The organism is Nocardia suismassiliense (genome assembly GCF_900269665.1).
In the GTDB taxonomy this organism is placed as follows: Bacteria; Actinomycetota; Actinomycetes; order Mycobacteriales; family Mycobacteriaceae; genus Nocardia; species Nocardia suismassiliense.
In genome coordinates this window covers 482,100-497,529 of the sequence record NZ_LT985361.1, presented here as the reverse complement: position 1 = coordinate 497,529, position 15,430 = coordinate 482,100, and the positions used below count along the sequence as shown (strand labels likewise).

The 15,430-nt window shown below is 68.2% G+C and carries 15 protein-coding genes; 7 read left to right on the top strand and 8 right to left on the bottom strand.

The window, feature by feature from the left end; all coding sequences use genetic code 11:
- Positions 1–207 precede the first annotated feature (207 nt).
- The 3 genes from DBO33_RS02255 to DBO33_RS02245 form a co-directional block, all read right to left on the bottom strand.
- On the bottom strand, positions 208–975 hold the full coding sequence (locus DBO33_RS02255; RefSeq protein WP_107653563.1) for a glycerophosphodiester phosphodiesterase: 768 nt from the start codon (positions 973–975) through the stop codon (positions 208–210).
- Positions 972–2,057 carry a DUF4328 domain-containing protein gene (locus tag DBO33_RS02250; RefSeq protein ID WP_199856514.1) on the bottom strand — a complete coding sequence of 362 codons (1,086 nt, stop codon included), beginning with the start codon at positions 2,055–2,057 and terminating at the stop codon, positions 972–974. The genes DBO33_RS02255 and DBO33_RS02250 overlap by 4 nt, the downstream gene beginning before the upstream one ends.
- A 92-nt stretch (positions 2,058–2,149) precedes the next feature.
- Positions 2,150–2,518, bottom strand: coding sequence for a rhodanese-like domain-containing protein (locus DBO33_RS02245; RefSeq protein WP_199856513.1), 369 nt, complete (start codon positions 2,516–2,518; stop codon positions 2,150–2,152).
- 527 nt (positions 2,519–3,045) lie between these two features.
- On the opposite strand from DBO33_RS02245, the gene DBO33_RS02240 reads away from it, so the two are divergent.
- The 4 genes from DBO33_RS02240 to DBO33_RS02225 all read left to right on the top strand — a co-directional run bounded on the left by DBO33_RS02240 (position 3,046) and on the right by DBO33_RS02225 (position 6,691).
- Complete coding sequence (locus tag DBO33_RS02240) at positions 3,046–3,657, top strand: hypothetical protein (RefSeq protein ID WP_234390654.1); 612 nt, start codon at positions 3,046–3,048, stop codon at positions 3,655–3,657.
- Between the two features lie 450 nt (positions 3,658–4,107).
- A complete protein-coding gene (locus DBO33_RS02235; protein WP_107653560.1) occupies positions 4,108–4,731 on the top strand; it encodes a superoxide dismutase in 624 nt (207 codons plus the stop codon).
- 341 nt (positions 4,732–5,072) lie between these two features.
- Positions 5,073–5,600 (top strand): peptidase, encoded by a 528-nt coding sequence (locus DBO33_RS02230; RefSeq protein WP_107653559.1) that lies wholly within the window; start codon positions 5,073–5,075, stop codon positions 5,598–5,600.
- Between the two features lie 296 nt (positions 5,601–5,896).
- Complete coding sequence (locus DBO33_RS02225) at positions 5,897–6,691, top strand: TMEM165/GDT1 family protein (RefSeq protein WP_107653558.1); 795 nt, start codon at positions 5,897–5,899, stop codon at positions 6,689–6,691.
- A 21-nt stretch (positions 6,692–6,712) separates the two neighbouring features.
- Here DBO33_RS02225 and DBO33_RS02220 read toward each other — a convergent pair whose 3' ends face one another.
- Entirely contained in the window at positions 6,713–7,390 is a 678-nt protein-coding gene (locus tag DBO33_RS02220; protein WP_107653557.1) for a TetR/AcrR family transcriptional regulator, read from the bottom strand.
- A 26-nt stretch (positions 7,391–7,416) separates the two neighbouring features.
- On the bottom strand, positions 7,417–8,295 hold the full coding sequence (locus DBO33_RS02215; protein WP_107653556.1) for an SDR family NAD(P)-dependent oxidoreductase: 879 nt from the start codon (positions 8,293–8,295) through the stop codon (positions 7,417–7,419).
- 234 nt (positions 8,296–8,529) lie between these two features.
- Between DBO33_RS02215 and DBO33_RS02210 the strand changes: the two genes are divergently transcribed.
- A complete protein-coding gene (locus DBO33_RS02210; RefSeq protein ID WP_107659888.1) occupies positions 8,530–9,297 on the top strand; it encodes an SDR family NAD(P)-dependent oxidoreductase in 768 nt (255 codons plus the stop codon).
- 61 nt (positions 9,298–9,358) lie between these two features.
- Here DBO33_RS02210 and DBO33_RS02205 read toward each other — a convergent pair whose 3' ends face one another.
- From DBO33_RS02205 to DBO33_RS02195, 3 genes are all read right to left on the bottom strand, one after another.
- Positions 9,359–10,177, bottom strand: a complete 819-nt coding sequence (locus DBO33_RS02205) for a class I SAM-dependent methyltransferase (protein WP_107653555.1) — start codon at positions 10,175–10,177, stop codon at positions 9,359–9,361.
- Between the two features lie 214 nt (positions 10,178–10,391).
- Entirely contained in the window at positions 10,392–12,359 is a 1,968-nt protein-coding gene (gene htpG / locus DBO33_RS02200; protein ID WP_107653554.1) for a molecular chaperone HtpG, read from the bottom strand.
- Complete coding sequence (locus DBO33_RS02195; RefSeq protein WP_234390653.1) at positions 12,356–14,092, bottom strand: TM0106 family RecB-like putative nuclease; 1,737 nt, start codon at positions 14,090–14,092, stop codon at positions 12,356–12,358. The genes htpG and DBO33_RS02195 overlap by 4 nt, the downstream gene beginning before the upstream one ends.
- 153 nt (positions 14,093–14,245) lie before the next feature.
- On the opposite strand from DBO33_RS02195, the gene DBO33_RS02190 reads away from it, so the two are divergent.
- Positions 14,246–14,890, top strand: a complete 645-nt coding sequence (locus tag DBO33_RS02190) for a DUF6474 family protein (RefSeq protein WP_107653553.1) — start codon at positions 14,246–14,248, stop codon at positions 14,888–14,890.
- Positions 14,891–14,901: 11 nt separating this feature from the next.
- Positions 14,902–15,420 (top strand): hypothetical protein, encoded by a 519-nt coding sequence (locus DBO33_RS02185; RefSeq protein ID WP_159080100.1) that lies wholly within the window; start codon positions 14,902–14,904, stop codon positions 15,418–15,420.
- Positions 15,421–15,430: the final 10 nt, after the last annotated feature.

Genomic DNA, 15,430 nt, shown 5'->3' with positions numbered 1-15,430 from the left:
AGGTGAACTAGTCGCCAGACCAACTCTGTCAAGCCGCCTATTCGTCAGCCCGTGTGTGTCGAGCGGCGCCGATGGGCAGCGAACCCAGGCGTCGCCGATTCGGGCGATGACGTGGCACCGAGTAGCCAGCCCGTCGGTCGAGAAGGGCGCGAAGCGGGTACGCATGGACTACATCAAAGGTCAGCGGCGCCAACCCGTTCGAGCGGATCAGGCGGCGTCGAGCAGCGCCTTGGTCCGTCCGGGGTGGTTGGTAGCAACCCAGCTGACGCCGAGGTCGGCGCACAGGCGCACGTCGTCGGGGTCGTCCACGGTCCAGCAGTAGGTGGCGCGGCCTGCGGCGGCGGCCTTGTCGACCAGTTCGGGGTGGTCGCGCAGCGTCTTCACCGACGGGCCGACGGCGGTGGCGCCCACCGTGGTCGCGGCGCCGCCGCCGAGGTAACGCGACGATTCGCCGAGCAGCACGGTCGGCAACAGGGGCGCGGCCCGGCGGATCCGCCAGACCGCGGTGGCCGCGAAAGACATGACCACCGCGCGGGAATGATCGGCGGAGGCGGGGGTGGCGATGCCGAACCGCTGCAGTTCAGCCAGCAGCTTGTTCTCCACCAGCGCGCCGTAGCGGACCGGGTGTTTGGTCTCGATGAACAGCTTCGTCGGCCTGCTGCGCCAATCGAGCACCAACGTGATCAGCTCGCTGAGGGTGAGCACCTCCGCGGCTTCGCCGTCGGCGCCGAAGTCGAGTTCCTTCAGTTCGTCCAGCGTCATCTCGCTGACGAGGCCGGTACCGGAGGAGGTCCGGTCGACGGTGCGGTCGTGCACGCACACCAGATGCCCGTCCCTGGTCAGCCGGACGTCGCATTCGACGCCGTCCGCGCCTTCCTGGAGCGCCAATTCGTATGCGGCAAGGGTGTGTTCGGGGCGCGCCGCCGAAGCACCTCGGTGCGCCACGACGAACGGTGCGCGACTGACCTGGCTCACTTGGCCAAAACCTCCTGTTGCTCACGGTCCACTGCACCGTTGTCCTCAACGCCTGTGCCGTTGTCATCGGCATCGGTGTGCTCAGCCGCGTCCGGTGCGGACGCACCGACCGCCTGCGGCGCCCGCCCACCGGGATGCACCGGCTCGATCACCGGCACCGCCGGGTCGACGGCTACCAGCCAGCGCCGCGCGGTCCTGCTGCGGCCGAGCACGTCTCGTTCCTCGACCGCCCGCATCATGGCCAGGGTGAGCAGCGCGACCGCGGCGGCGACCAGGTCGGTGAACGCGGTGAACAGCACGCCGTCCGCCTCGGCCTGCAACGAATCCGCAGTCCGCCACAGCAGCGCGGCCGCGGCGACCACACCGCCGAACACCCAGGCGGCCCACCAGATCCGGATCGCCCGCAGCGCGCGCGGATCGGACCGTCGTGCGACGAGTTCGGTCAGGAAAACCCCGGGCCACAGCAGATTGACCACCGGGATCACACAGCCGAGCACCAGTACCCGCACCGATCGCGGGTCGGCGCGCCCGGTTTCCTGGAAGGCGGCGCGGCGTGCGTCGATCAACCAGCCGACCACGGCGACCGCGCTCAGCAGCGCGAACAACAGCGCGAGCACCGCGGCGCCGATGACGAGCGCGTCGGAAGCGAACAGCAGCGCGGGATGGATAAGCCGGGTGCGATTGCGCAGCAGGAGTAGATAGCGCAGCAACTCGCCGACGGCCGCGACCGCGAACAACGCGGTGGTGGTGATCAGCAGGGTGGATGCCCTGGCGGTCAGCCTGGTGAGCGGACGAGGGGCCGCGGCGGCGGGCTTAGGCGGCGGGTCGAGCAGACCCCAGCGCGGAATATGGGTGTAGCGCGGCGTTTCGGCGCTCGGCACGGGAGGTCCGGCGGCCGGGGACCGGCGCGCGCGATGGTCCGGCCGGCGCGCCACCCAGCGATAGTTGCGCCGCTCGGCGGGTGCGTCGATGGGCGCGGGCGAGAGCAGCACGCCGCGGCAGCGCGGGCACCAGTGCATCGGGGTCGACTGCACGGCCCAGCGCGCGCCACACCGCGCACAAGGTTGTACGACCGTGCTCACCGTGCCTCCTGTGTCTTGCGGGACACCCGCGCCCGGTCGGCGCTGATGAGCGCTGCGCCATTGTGTCTCATCACGCCTCCTTCGCGGCGGTCCTAGTAGATCTTCGCCTGCCCGTCACCGTCGGCGACCAGCGGGCGGCCCGCCTGCTGCCACGCGACCATGCCGCCGTTCACCTGGATGGCGTCGAAGCCGATGTGCGTGAGGTATTCGACCACCTGGAGGGAACGGCCGCCTTGCCTGCAGATGACGTAGAGATCGACGTCGTACTCCAGCTCGTCCACCCGGGCGGGCACGTCGACCATCGGGATGTGCACGGCACCCGGCGCGTGCCCGAGTTGCCACTCGTCGTCCTCGCGCACATCGAGCAGGATCGCGCGCGCGGCGTCGGCGGGCGGTTCGGCGCTGTCGAATTCGCGCGGCACCGCGTCCACCGGGACCGAGGGCACATGGGGACTCGTCACAGTTTCGATCCTGCCATGGGCGGCGGAGGGCCGTGCGGTTCCGCCCGCGCGGCGGCCGTCGGCGGCTCGACATCGAGCCGATACTTCAGGTATGTTCTGCGTCCCGGAACCCTGATCGATGCCCCGCTCAGGGTCGGCGTGTGCATACCTCCGACAGAGTTATCCACATAATCCACAACTTCATCCACAGGCTGCAGCTATCGGACAGCGCACCATTTTCAGGGTTTGGCTATCAAAGCTACCCGTCGGCTAACCCGCCCTCCGAGCCCAGATTGCCGGATCAGGGGGCTCATCTCAGCCCTCAGCGGATTCGCGGCATGACCTTCGGCGCGAACAACCGATCCGAGACTCCCCTCCAACCGCCATCCCGGAGCGGTTATTCGCCGCCGACCTCGGAACTCGCGGCGCGGCGGGTTCCGATATCTACTTGGACGGCGCAGGGTCCGGTTCGGTTCCATAAAAAACGAGAACACTAGCGAAAAACTGAAATACTGGGCTCCACCGGTAGCTGTCGGTAGCCTGTGGCCATGAACGTGAGCAGGGGGCTACTCGACGGCATGGATACGGCTGGGCTCAATGTCGCTCTGTCCGAGGCGACCTGCCTCGGCCTGGAGGTCGACGCGGCGGCCGGACAACTACGACTCGACTTAGAGGTGCTGACGCTTCCGGAAAACGGAACGCCCACCGAGGATTACCGGGTGCAGGTCACCTTTACCGGGGTCAGCCGCGTCGCGGCGTCCCTGCGCATGCAGAACTGGGACGACCTGGAACCGCGGGTGCTGCCACTGGAACTGACCGGTCTGGACGAGGCCATCCGCAGCTTCGGCGGCGGCAGGCTGCACGGCTGGGAGTTCATCGACCTCGACGACAGCGGCTGGGCACTGTGGAGCGAGCTGCTCAGCTTCGACACCACCCTCGACGAGCACGTCTCGGCGCACGTACTGGAGTTCTCCCAGGAGGAGGGCATCGACCCGCGCGAGCTGGACGTGCGGGTGTGGTTCGACAACATGCTCATCAACGACACCGCAGGCCGGGAGATCCCGCTGGCGGAGTTCATCGCCGGCGCGGCGCGCTGGTGGGAGGCGCACGACGCGGGCGACCCGCGCGCAACCCGTCCCGGCGTAGCGCCGCCGCTCTGAATCCACCACACCGATACCGCACACTCGGACTTCCGGATGTGCGGTATTTCTGTATCCCGGGTCGCCGGCGCGAGCGGCAACCGCGGTGATTCTCAGCCGGAAACATGCCCTCGACTCGGGCTGATTCCGGGATCGGCGGCTGCCGCGGATGACCATTGACGTATTGGGTATCCGGAACGAGGATCGGTGCTGCCGACCGGGCAGCGCCGCTCCGGGTGATCATGGACGCGCGCGGGGAGGCGCGGTCGCTGCACTGGTTCGTCGTACCGCGACATGGTTCGATGCAACGCGTGAGGTTCGACCCGCTGCCGATGACGACGTGCCGGTGCACAGCCCGTGCCCGCGTCGGAATGCGGGGGCATCAGGCCCGGTTGGAACCGAGCGGGTGTACGAATGATGGTTGGGTGTGCTCGATAAGGGCGCACACAGCCCGACATAGGAAGGGACATCGTGGCTGAGTACACGCTGCCAGATCTGGATTACGACTACAGCGCCCTGGAGCCCCACATCTCCGGGCAGATCAACGAGCTGCATCATTCCAAGCACCACGCCGCTTACGTCGCGGGCGCGAACACCGCGCTCGAGAAGCTCGAAGCGGCCCGCGAAAGCGGCGATCACGGCGCCATTTTCCTGTACGAGAAGAACCTGGCCTTCCACCTGGGTGGGCACGTCAACCACTCCATCTGGTGGAAGAACCTGTCCCCCAACGGCGGTGACAAGCCGGTCGGCGACCTCGCCGCGGCGATCGACGACCAGTTCGGCTCGTTCGACAAGTTCCGCGCGCAGTTCACCGCCGCGGCCAACGGCCTGCAGGGCTCCGGCTGGGCGGTGCTCGGCTACGACACCCTCGGCCAGAAGCTGCTGACCTTCCAGCTCTACGACCAGCAGGCCAACGTCCCGCTGGGCATCATCCCGCTGCTGCAGGTCGACATGTGGGAGCACGCCTTCTACCTGCAGTACAAGAACGTCAAGGCGGACTACGTGACCGCGTTCTGGAACGTCGTCAACTGGGAAGACGTGCAGGACCGCTTCACCCGCGCCGTCGGCCAGGGCAAGGGCCTCATCTTCGGCTGATAGCGACCACGCGCCCACGGGCCCGTGTCTCTGCCGCGCTCGCGCGGTCGGGGGCGCGGGCCCGTCGCCGTTTCGGGTGACTGCCGCGACGCGATCAGGACACGCCCGAGCGGCAAACCGGTCTCGGACCGTGCGGCCGACCGGCCGTCGCGGGGCTGTGGGCTGGCGCGATCGCTGGTCAGCTCGATTTGGCCGGGCAGCTGGCACTCTTTGGTACTTGTGTGCCAGGTGATTCGTAGTTCATTCTCGGATTCCACAGTTCGAGGACGGGCAAAGCCGCTGGGAGCGCTATCGAGCGTGAACGCGCGAGGCCGCCCCCGGTTACCCGGACGGGAGGCACCATGCGGACGAATGGACCGATCGGCATCACGCCTTTCCATGCCCGCGGCTCGCTGCGCGGCTTCGTCATCTCCGGCCGCTGGCCGGACACCACCAAGGAATGGGCACAGGTACTCGTGCTCGCCGTCCGGGTGGCCACGCTACCCGGGCTGCTGTCCACCTCGACGGTGTTCGGGGTGCGCGAGGAACTACCGGACGACCCCGAACCCGACATGGTCGGCCTGGTGATGGCCGAGGGCACGGTGCTCGGCGAGGAGGCCCTCGCGCCCGGCCGGTTTGCCGACCATGTGCCCGCCGCCCTGTTGATGCTGCATCCACCCTCGGAAACCCGGCCGTCGCTGCCGGAGTGCGCGGGTGCCGCCTCGGGCTGTGTGCTGCTGCCCGGCGTGCCGCATCTGGGCCTGGAACACCGGGCGGCGTGGGCCGAGGCCGAATCCGATGGCACGGTCACCTCGCTGGTCAGCCGGGTGGGACTGGACCCGATCAGCGATCCCGACACTGCGGTTCTGGCCATGCTGCTGGCCGCGTAAGGGTACCCGAAACCTTACGCATGGATCGCCAAACTTACTGCGCGCATTGCGATTTGGGTAACAGCCGGTTGGCACACCGGAGCACCCGCGGGTAGAGTCGGGCACAGCGAAGGGGAGTAGCCCCCAATTGCACAGTCGACATACTGACCCGCTTCCCCACGAGGGCTCGGGTCCGGCTGTGTGAACCGGCCTAGACCGGTGGGCGAGACCTTCGGCCGAGACAACTATTTCGTTGTCGGCCGGAGGCATACCCAGACTCCGACCGGCAGGCCGGAGACCCGGGAGCCGCACACATCATGATCGCCACCATTTTGCTGAGTATCGGCATCGTCTTCCTTGCCGAGCTCGGTGACAAATCCCAGCTGATGGCCTTGACGTTCGCGTTGCGCTACCGCTGGTGGGTCGTGCTCGGCGGCATCGCGACCGCTTCGGCCGCGGTGCATCTGATCTCGGTGGGCGTCGGCTACTTCCTCGGATCGGCGCTGCCCACCCGGGCCATCTCGCTGGTCGCCGCCCTCACCTTCCTGGCCGTCGGCCTGTGGACGCTGCGTGAGCACTTCGGCGCGGACGAAGAGAACCCCGCCCCGAAGTCATTGCGCGCGAGCACCGCACCGTTCCTGGTGGTGCTGTCCGCCTTCCTGCTCGCCGAACTCGGCGACCGGACCATGTTCGCGACCGCCGCGCTGGCCACCGACTACGACTGGGTCGGCGTCTGGCTCGGCTCGACCATCGGCATGGTCGCCGCCGACGCGCTCGCCATCGGGATCGGCATCCTGGTCGGCAAGCATCTGCCGGAACGCGCGATCGGCATCGGCTCGGGGCTGCTGTTCCTGTACTTCGGTGCCGCGACGCTGCTTTCCACTGCCGCGCCTGCACTGGGTGGGCCGAGCGTGGCCGTACTGGCCACCGTCGCACCGGCGCTGGGCGGTGCGGTCATGCTGATCCTGCGCAAGCTGCGCCCTGTCGCGGCACCGGAGCCCGCAGCGGAAACACCCGACCTGCCAACACCGTCCGGGCTGCCACTATCTGCCGCATCGGCGGCCGACTCGGCAGTGCGAGTCGCGCCCCTCGATCCGAAGGGTCGGCGGTAGTCCGGCCGACGTTGTGACCGTCTAGGTCCGAGGTTCGTCGGTTTCGAGCAAGGCGTCGCCGTACAGCTCCCCGCCGCGCCGCACCAGATTCAGCAGCGGAACCCGCAGCGCGAGCAGGCCGTCCAGGTCATCCGCCGCGATCCGGCCGGTGACCATCGCGCTGATCGAGGCCGCGAGGGTCTGGCAGGCGAAGCGCTGATCGTCGGTGCCCGCACCGAGCACGTCGGCGATCAGGCCGACGAACAGCTCCATCAGTTGCGCCCGCCGCGAGAGCGCCGCCGAACCCACCGCGTAGACCTCGACCAGGAACAGCCGCGCGCTGGCCGGATCGTCTACCAGGTGCTGCAGATAGGCCCGGAAGATCCGGTCCATCCGGTCCACGCTGCTCAGTTCCGGTCCGGCCGGATCGTCGGCGCCGCGAGAGGCATCCTCGATGCGGCCGAGCAGATTCTGTACGGCGCGCTCGTAGGCGGCTTCGAAACACGCCTCCTTGGAACGGAATTGCTCGTAGAAGGTCTCCCGGGACACTCCCGCGCGCTTCAGGATCGCCGCGACCGACGTGCCGACATAACCGTTCTCGGTCATCGCCTCGGCCATCGCGATCAGGATGCGCTCGCGCTGCGAGGCGACCACCTGCTCCCGCGGCAGGCCGTGCCTACCGCGCGGGAGTTGGCGTGCGCTGGTTGCCGGTTCGGTCATTCGGTGGCTCCGGTGGTTCGGTCGGGCTAGGCTGGCCGCTCCATTTTGCGGGGTCGGGTGGGTTGGTCCGTCGTGAAGGGTGCCTCTTCACTTCGCGCGATCTCCAAGGCGCGCCGTACACCTCGGCGCAAGGTGACGCCGATCAGCCGCTGCGCGATCGGCCGGAACGGCAGTGCGACGGCCACCCACCAGGGCGAAACCACCTGACGACGCCGGCGCGCGATGGCCTTTTCCACCGAATCGATGGCGGGGCCGAGCGGCGCGACGCCGGAAACGGTGGAGCGGCCGAGGATGGCGCGGGCCGCCGCGGTGCCGAAACCGCGCGAGGTCATGTCCGTGTCGAGTTCGGCGAAGTATGCGATGCCGACCTTCGCACCCGTGTGCTTCAGTTCGATGCGCAGCGTATGGCCGAGCGCCTCCACTGCCGCCTTCGACGCGCTGTAGGCGCCGACCAGCGGCAGATTCACCGCGGCGGCGAGCGAAGAGACCACCAGCGCATAGCCGTTCGCGTGACTGATATGCGGACCGGCCGCGCGCACCGTGTAGTAGACGCCGAGCACGTTGACCGCGAGCGTCTCCTCCATCACCGCCGGGTCGCCGCCGATCAACGGTAGCTGCCGCGCCACCCCCGCATTGGCCACCACCACATCCAGCCCGCCGAGCTCCCCGACCAGCGTCTCCACCACCCGATCCACCTGGGCGACATCCCCGACATCGCAGTAGCGCCACGGCGCGTCCCCGCACTCCCGCGCCACCTCCGCCAGCAGCTCCTCCTCCAACCCCAGCAGCGCAACCTTCGCCCCCGCCTCGTGCAACTGCCGAGCCAACGCAGCCCCGATCCCCCGCGCCGCCCCGGTGATCAACACCCGCCGCCCAGCCACCGACACCCCACCGAACAGCTTCATGCAGCGACCGTACCACCCAAGAACACGTTTGTTCGCAAATAGCCGTTCCGCATCGTCGCTACGGATTTCGAGGATCTTGAGCGGCCTCGAAGGGACCGGCCTTGGTAATCGCACCGCAGGTGAGCCGACAATCCGCGCGGAAATGAGAGGGATGCCTCATGAAGGTCGGTGGGGGCAACCGTTAGGGTGCAATTGACGAAGGGCCAACTGGCTGTCACGAACGAGAGGACCATCGTGGAGATTTCGGGTTCCGCCGCCATTGTCACCGGAGGCGCATCCGGCCTCGGCGCCGCCACCGCCAAGCGTTTCGCCGAGCTGGGGGCCACTGTCTTCGGACTGGATGTGCCGCAGTCGATCGAGCGGGCCGGGGACAATGTGCCCGCCGGGGTTACCCTCATTCCGGCCGATGTGACGAGCAATGACGAGGTCAGCGCCGCGGTCGCGCAGGTCGTCGACTCGGGTGCGCCGCTGCGCATCGTGGTCAACTGCGCCGGTGTCGGCTGGGCCGGACGCATCCTGTCCAAGAACGGCCCGCACGACCTGGAGCTGTTCCGCACCGTCATCACCGTGAACCTGCTCGGCACCTTCAATGTGATGCGCCTGGCCGCCGACGCCATCGCCAAGACCGAGGCCGTGGACGAGTACGGCCAGCGCGGCGTCGTGATCAACACCGCGTCGGTCGCCGCGTTCGAGGGCCAGATCGGCCAGATCGCGTACTCGGCGTCCAAGGGTGGCGTGCACGGCATGACCGTGCCTGCCGCGCGCGACCTGGCCCAGTTCGGCATCCGGGTGAACACCATCGCCCCCGGCATCATCGACACCCCGATGCTGGCCGGCGTCACCGAGGAGTACCGCAAGGGCCTCGAGGCGGGCGTGCCCTTCCCGTCCCGCCTGGGCCGTCCGGACGAGTACGCGCAGCTGTCGCAGTACATCGTCGAGCACGACTACCTCAACGGCGAGACCATCCGCATGGACGGCGCGCTGCGCATGGCCCCGCGTTAAAGAAAACCAACGCGAAAGCCGCTGCCGACCAACACGGTCGGCAGCGGCTTTTTCGTGTGACTCAGCCGAGCGGCTTGTGCCCGATACCGAGGAACGCGGTCGTGGACAACGGCCGCTGCGGGCGATAGTGCTCGGCGAGGTAGGCCTTCATCAGCGCGACACGTTCGGCCCACACCTGTTCGCCGACGCTACGGCGCATCAGGGCCAGCGGCGCGCTGCTGCGCACCAGGGTTTGCCACATCTCGTCGGCACCGGCGAAGGCGAGCGCGGTCGAATGTCGTTGGATGGAGACGGCTTCGAAGCCCGCACGGCGCATCTCGGTCTGGAAGACCTCCGGATTTTCCAGGCTGAGGTAGTTGGGCTGCGGCTCCTGGACGGTGGGGTCGGCGGCGTGCAACGCGCCGAACATCGTGCGCATCAGCGGTGATTCGGCCACCGGCGCCCAGCTGGACACCACGGCCGTGCCGCCGGGGCGCAGCACCCGGAACAGTTCGGCGAAACCTTTGGCCCGTTCCGGGAAGAACATCAGCCCGAACATCGAGAATCCCGCGTCGAAGGTGTCGCTCTCGAACGGCAGCGCCTGCCCATCCCCCACCCGCGCTTCGATATTGGTCAGCCCGGCGGCCCGCGCGGCGGCGGTGAGCCGCTCGATCATCGGGGCGGAGAAGTCGATGGCCTGCACCCGCGCCACCTGCGGCGCGGCGAGCAGGCTCAGCAGGCCCGTCCCCGCCGCGACATCGATGACCTGGGAAGACGGTGTCAGCGAAGCGAATTCGAGCGCGCGATCGGAGAAGGGCTGCATGAGCGCGGGCGCGAATTCGGCGTATCCATCGGCGACGAGATCCCACGGCTCGGCGACGGCAAGAGGGTTTCCGGACATAAGCTGACGATCCTTTCGATCGCCCAAATTTAACCGCGTCCACCCATGACCCAGCACCAACTCAGGCGAATAACGCTGTGCGCGAAGCTATTCGGATCGCGTGCCAGAAGGTAGCGAAGCCTGTCATTTCACACTGGACGCAGGACCGTGAACCACTGGTGCCGGACGTGCTTCGGCGAGGGCCACCGTGCGGTGGCCCTCGCCGAAGTCCGGATCAGAGGGTGCGGGTGAGGCGATCGGTGAGGATGTGCGCGAACCGCGCCGGATCCTTCAGCTCGCCGCCCTCGGCCAAGACCGCTGTGCCGTAGAGCAACTCGGCGGTCTCGGTGAGCTCCGGCACCTTGCCCGCGTCGGCGTCGTCCTTGCGGGTGTCGTAGGCGTCGCGCAGGCCGGTGACCAGCGGGTGGGTCGGGTTGAGCTCGAGAATCCGCTTGGTTTCCGGCATCAGCTGACCGGACGCGCGATACATCCGCTCCAGCATCGGGGTGAAGTCGAAGACATCACCGACGAGGCAGGCGGGTGAGGTGGTGAGCCGGTTGGTGAGGCGCACCTCCTTGACGCTGTCGTCCAGGGTCTTGCCGAGCCAGGTCAGCACCTCGGCGAAGTCCTTGTCCTGCTGTTCGCGCAGCGCCTCGGAGGCCTTCTTCTCCTCCTCGGACTCCAGGTCGACCTCGCCCTTGGCGATCGAGGTGAAGGCCTTGCCGTCGAACTCGGGCACCGAGCCGACCCACATCTCGTCCACCGGGTCGGTGAGGATCAGCACCTCGCGCCCCTTGGCCTTGAAAGCCTCCATGTGCGGGGAGCTTTCGACCTGCTGACGGGACTCGCCGGTCATGTAGTAGAGGGCGTCCTGCCCCTCGGGCATGCGCTCCACGTACTGGGCCAGCGTGGTCAGCTCGGTCTCGGAGTTCGTCGAGGCGAACGAGCAGACCTGCAGGATGGTTTCGCGGTTGTCGAAGTCGCCGAGCAGACCCTCCTTGAGGACGCGCCCGAACTCCTTCCAGAAGGTCTGGTACTTGGTCTGGTCCTCGGCGCCCTGCAGATCCTTGACCGTGGACAGCACCTTCTTGACCAGCCGCTTGCGGATCATCTGGATCTGGCGGTCCTGCTGCAGAATCTCGCGGGACACGTTGAGCGAGAGGTCCTGTGCGTCGACCACACCCTTGACGAAGCGCAGGTACTCCGGCATCAGCTCTTCGCAGTTGTCCATGATGAACACCCGCTTGACGTAGAGCTGCACGCCGCGCTTGTGCTCGCGGGTGAACAGGTCGAACGGCGCCTGCGACGGCAGGAACAGCAGCGCCTGGTATTCGAAGGTGCCCTCCGCCTTGAGCGGGATGATCTCCAGCGGATCGTCCCAGGCGTGGCTGACGTGCTTGTAGAACTCCTTGTACTCCTCGTCGCTGACCTCGCTCTTCGGGCGGGTCCACAACGCCTTCATGGAGTTGAGGGTCTGGTCCTCGACGATGGTCTTCTCGGACTTCTCCTCGCCCTCACCCTCGGTGACGGTCCGCTCGACCTGCATGCGGATCGGCCAGGCGATGAAGTCGGAGTACTTCTTGACGATCTCCCGGAGCTTCCACTCCTGGGTGTAGTCGAAGAGGTGGTCCTCTTCGTCGGCGGGCTTGAGGTGCAGCGAGACCGCGGTGCCCTGGGGTGCGGTGTCGAGGGTTTCGATGGTGTAGGTGGAACTGCCCGCGGCCGACTCCCAGCGGGTGCCCTCGGTCTCCCCGGCCCGCCGGGTGGTCAGGGTGACCTTGTCGGCGACCATGAAGGTCGAGTAGAAACCGATGCCGAATTGGCCGATCAGCTCCGCGGAGTCGATGTTGGCCGCCGCGCTCTTGGCCTCGTTGAGCTTCTTGCGCAGCTCGGCGGTGCCGGACTTGGCGAGGGTGCCGATCAGGTCGACCACCTCGGCACGGGACATACCGATGCCGTTGTCCCGAACGGTCAGGATCCGGTTGTCCTTGTCGACTTCCAGCTCGATGTGGAGGTCGGACGTGTCGACATGCAGATCCTTGTCCCGGAAGGACTCCAGCCGCAGCTTGTCCAGCGCGTCGGAGGAGTTCGAGATCAGCTCCCGCAGGAAGGTGTCCTTGTTGGAGTAGACCGAATGGATCATCAGCTCGAGCAGCTGATGCGTCTCTGCCTGGAACTCGAGTTGTTCGACGTGCTCTGTCACGACGCGATAGTACGACGCCCGAAATCCGCAAGGCCAGGAACCTCGAGGTCTGCCCGATTCGACATCCATTCGCGCAGCACCTGAGTGGCCCGGACGTCGTCCTCGTTGTACTCCAGCAACCGGGTGCGCTGGGACATGTCGGGGTCGCCCTCGTAGCCGACGGCCAGCCGATACCAGCTCATCGACGCCTCGCCGCCCGCCTCGGCATCGCGCCAGGCGAAGCCCGCGACCGGAGCGATCTTCTTCAGGCCCTTGCCGTTCGGGCAGATGAACTGATCGGAGACGGCCTGGAACATGTCCACCCACTCCGGTCCGTCGACGAACGCGCGCACCTGGTCAACGGTCGGCACGCCGGGGCGACCGGCGAAGCGGCGCGCCGACTCGTAGAGCCACTTGTCCTCGGCGGTGCGCGAGTAGCAGTAGGCAGCAAAGGTTTTGCCGCGCGCGGCGGCTTCCGCGCGGATGGTCATCAGCCAGGTCCAGAACTCGCCGAACGAGCGGCCCTCGTCCTCGGTGGGCAGCGGATCCCAGGTGACGAACGGGCGGTACACGCCGTCGAGCAGCGTGCCCCACAGGTACGCGCCGTATTCCTGGAAGCTCTCCAGGTCGACGTCGACCTCCACATCGGCCCGCTGCACCCGGATCGGCTCCACCCGGCGCACCAGCGGCGCGCCCGCGATCCAGGCGCGCGCGGTGACCACCGCCTCGTCGAACGGGCCGTGCTGCCAGTCGTCGGGGTCGTCGCCCGCCCACTCGGCCAGCTCGTCGATGGTCTGCACGCCGTGCCTGCGCAGCACGTCGGCGCGTGAGCCGGGCGCGACCAGGCTGACGTCGCGATGCTCGATGAGCCAGCCCTCACAGCTGGGTCCTTCGATGCTGCGCGTCCACCACGGGCACTGCCTGCACTCGGGCACCTTCGACGGAATGGTCGGCAGTTCGCCGCGGACCACCGCGACCCGGTCGGCGTAGCGCTGGTCGTAGTCGGCGAGCACCGGTCCGAGGTCGTGCACCAGGATGCAGTCGAAGTGGTAGCCGATCACGCCGCCGACCAGGGCCGGGCTGGCCATGCCGTGGCGCTGCAGCATCCGGTACAGGTGCGCGAGGCGCTGCTGGTCGCGGGGCTGCTGGCGCAGCTTGCGGTGCCGGTCCGGTTTCGGATTCCAGTGGTACGGGTTCGAGGTGGTCGGGTGGAAATCGGCGGGTTGGGGTTTTCGGGGGTCGGTCCCTTTGTGGTTCCCCACGATCCCGGGGATGTCCCCGCCGCGATCGTGGTCGCGCAGCAGGATCTCCGAGCCGCCGCGCCTGCCCGTCTCCGGTTCCTGTGGCAGCAGCCCGCCCCAGATGTGTTGCACGCCAGCCGCACACGCCTGCATGGTGGCCTCGGCGCGCTCGGCCGCGCGCAGCGTGGGGTCGATGACCACCCAGCCCGCCGGGTCCGCCGCGATCAGCGCGTCGCGGACCCGCAGCCGATGGGCCGTGGCCGCCTCCCTGCGCTGCCGCACCCCCGGATCCTCGGTGACGCCGTGCAGCGCCCCGGGATGCGCCGCGTCCAAGTGCAGTCGATGACGACAGCCGATGAGCGCTCTGGCATCGATGAAGGGGGTCGGCGCATCCGCGACGCCGGCCGGCCGTTCGACGGCCGTGCCGTTGTGCTTGCGACCCGCTCGGTCACCGATGCCCGATTCCACGCTATGCAGTATGGTCCCTACCCCCGACAAACCCACGAACCCCATGGGCAACGGCACCGTTCGCGGCTCGTCGCCCTGCCACGCTCGCTGGTGTCGCGACGCACCCGTTAGGGTAGGACGCAAACCGTGTGACATGGGCGGACGGGCTTTCCCCGGCGTCGTACTGCCATGGCAAACCAGCATGACGGAGGGCCTTCGATGGGGTTGTTCACGAAGCGCAAGCGGCGCCCGAGCCGCAGGGCCGAGGCGAAAGCTCTCAAGCACAAGGCCGGTTTGGAAGCCAAGCTGGTCGCCAAGAACGACCGCAAAGCCCGCCGCGCGGAGGCCCGTACCCAGCGCAAGGTCGCCAAGGCGCAGATCTCGGCCCTGCAGGCGGAGGAGAAGGCCGCGCTCAAGCTGGCCGCCAAGGCCGAGCGTGAGCTGTTCAGCGCGGGCCAGGTGAAGAAGTACCTGGGCGTTGCCCGGGTGCTCATCCCCGTGCTCGCGCCGCTGGCCTACCGTGGCGCGACGTTCGTGCGCGCGCAGCTCGACACGCGTAAGGCCCAGCAGCTGGGTATCGGCGTCGATCAGCTCGCCGACTTCAGCGGCCACGGCGCCAAGCTGCGGGCCAGGATCGTGAATACCGAAGCGGCCCTTGGCAAGGTCGGCGCGCAGGGCGGCAAGGACAAGGCCGAGACGCAGAAATTCGTCACCGCCACCCAGGCCCGCCTGGACAGCCTCGCCGCCGCGGTGCAGACCGCCGAGCAGATGCCCGCGCCGCGGCGCCGCGCCGTGCACACATCGATCGCGGACGAACTGTCCGGCGTCGAGGCGGACGTGCTCGCGCGACTCGGCGTGCGCTGACCTTCCGCGCGATGTCTCCAGCACCGAGTACCGGCCACCTGCGTGGTGGCCTGGTCGGTGTGCTGGTGGGCGCGCTCGCCGTCGCCGCGCACGGGGTCGCAGGCGGCGGTTTTCCCGGCTCGACGGAGCTGACCCTGGTACTGCTGGTCGCCGCGCTGGCCGGTAGCGCCGCGAACGTGGCTGCGCGCGGGCCTGGTTCGGTACTCGCCCTGCTCGGGGCCGGGCAGGTGGCGAGCCATCTCGCGCTGTCCGGTCTGCTCGGCCACGAACACGGCACTGCCGCAACGAATCCGCTGCCCACCGGCTGGATGCTCGCCGCGCACGCCGTCGCCACGATCGGCTGTGCCGCGGTCATCTCGGTCGCCGAGCGGCTCTACGCGCTGGTCTCCGGCGCCGTCCGCGCGGTACTCGCCACGCCGCGTCTCCCCCGCGCCACCGGATCGCCGCACTGGTCCGATCCCGGTCTCGCGCACTATCACTGCCCGCCGAAGGGTGCGATCGGCCCGCGCGCGCCACCGGTGCTCGCCTGACTCGCAGCAC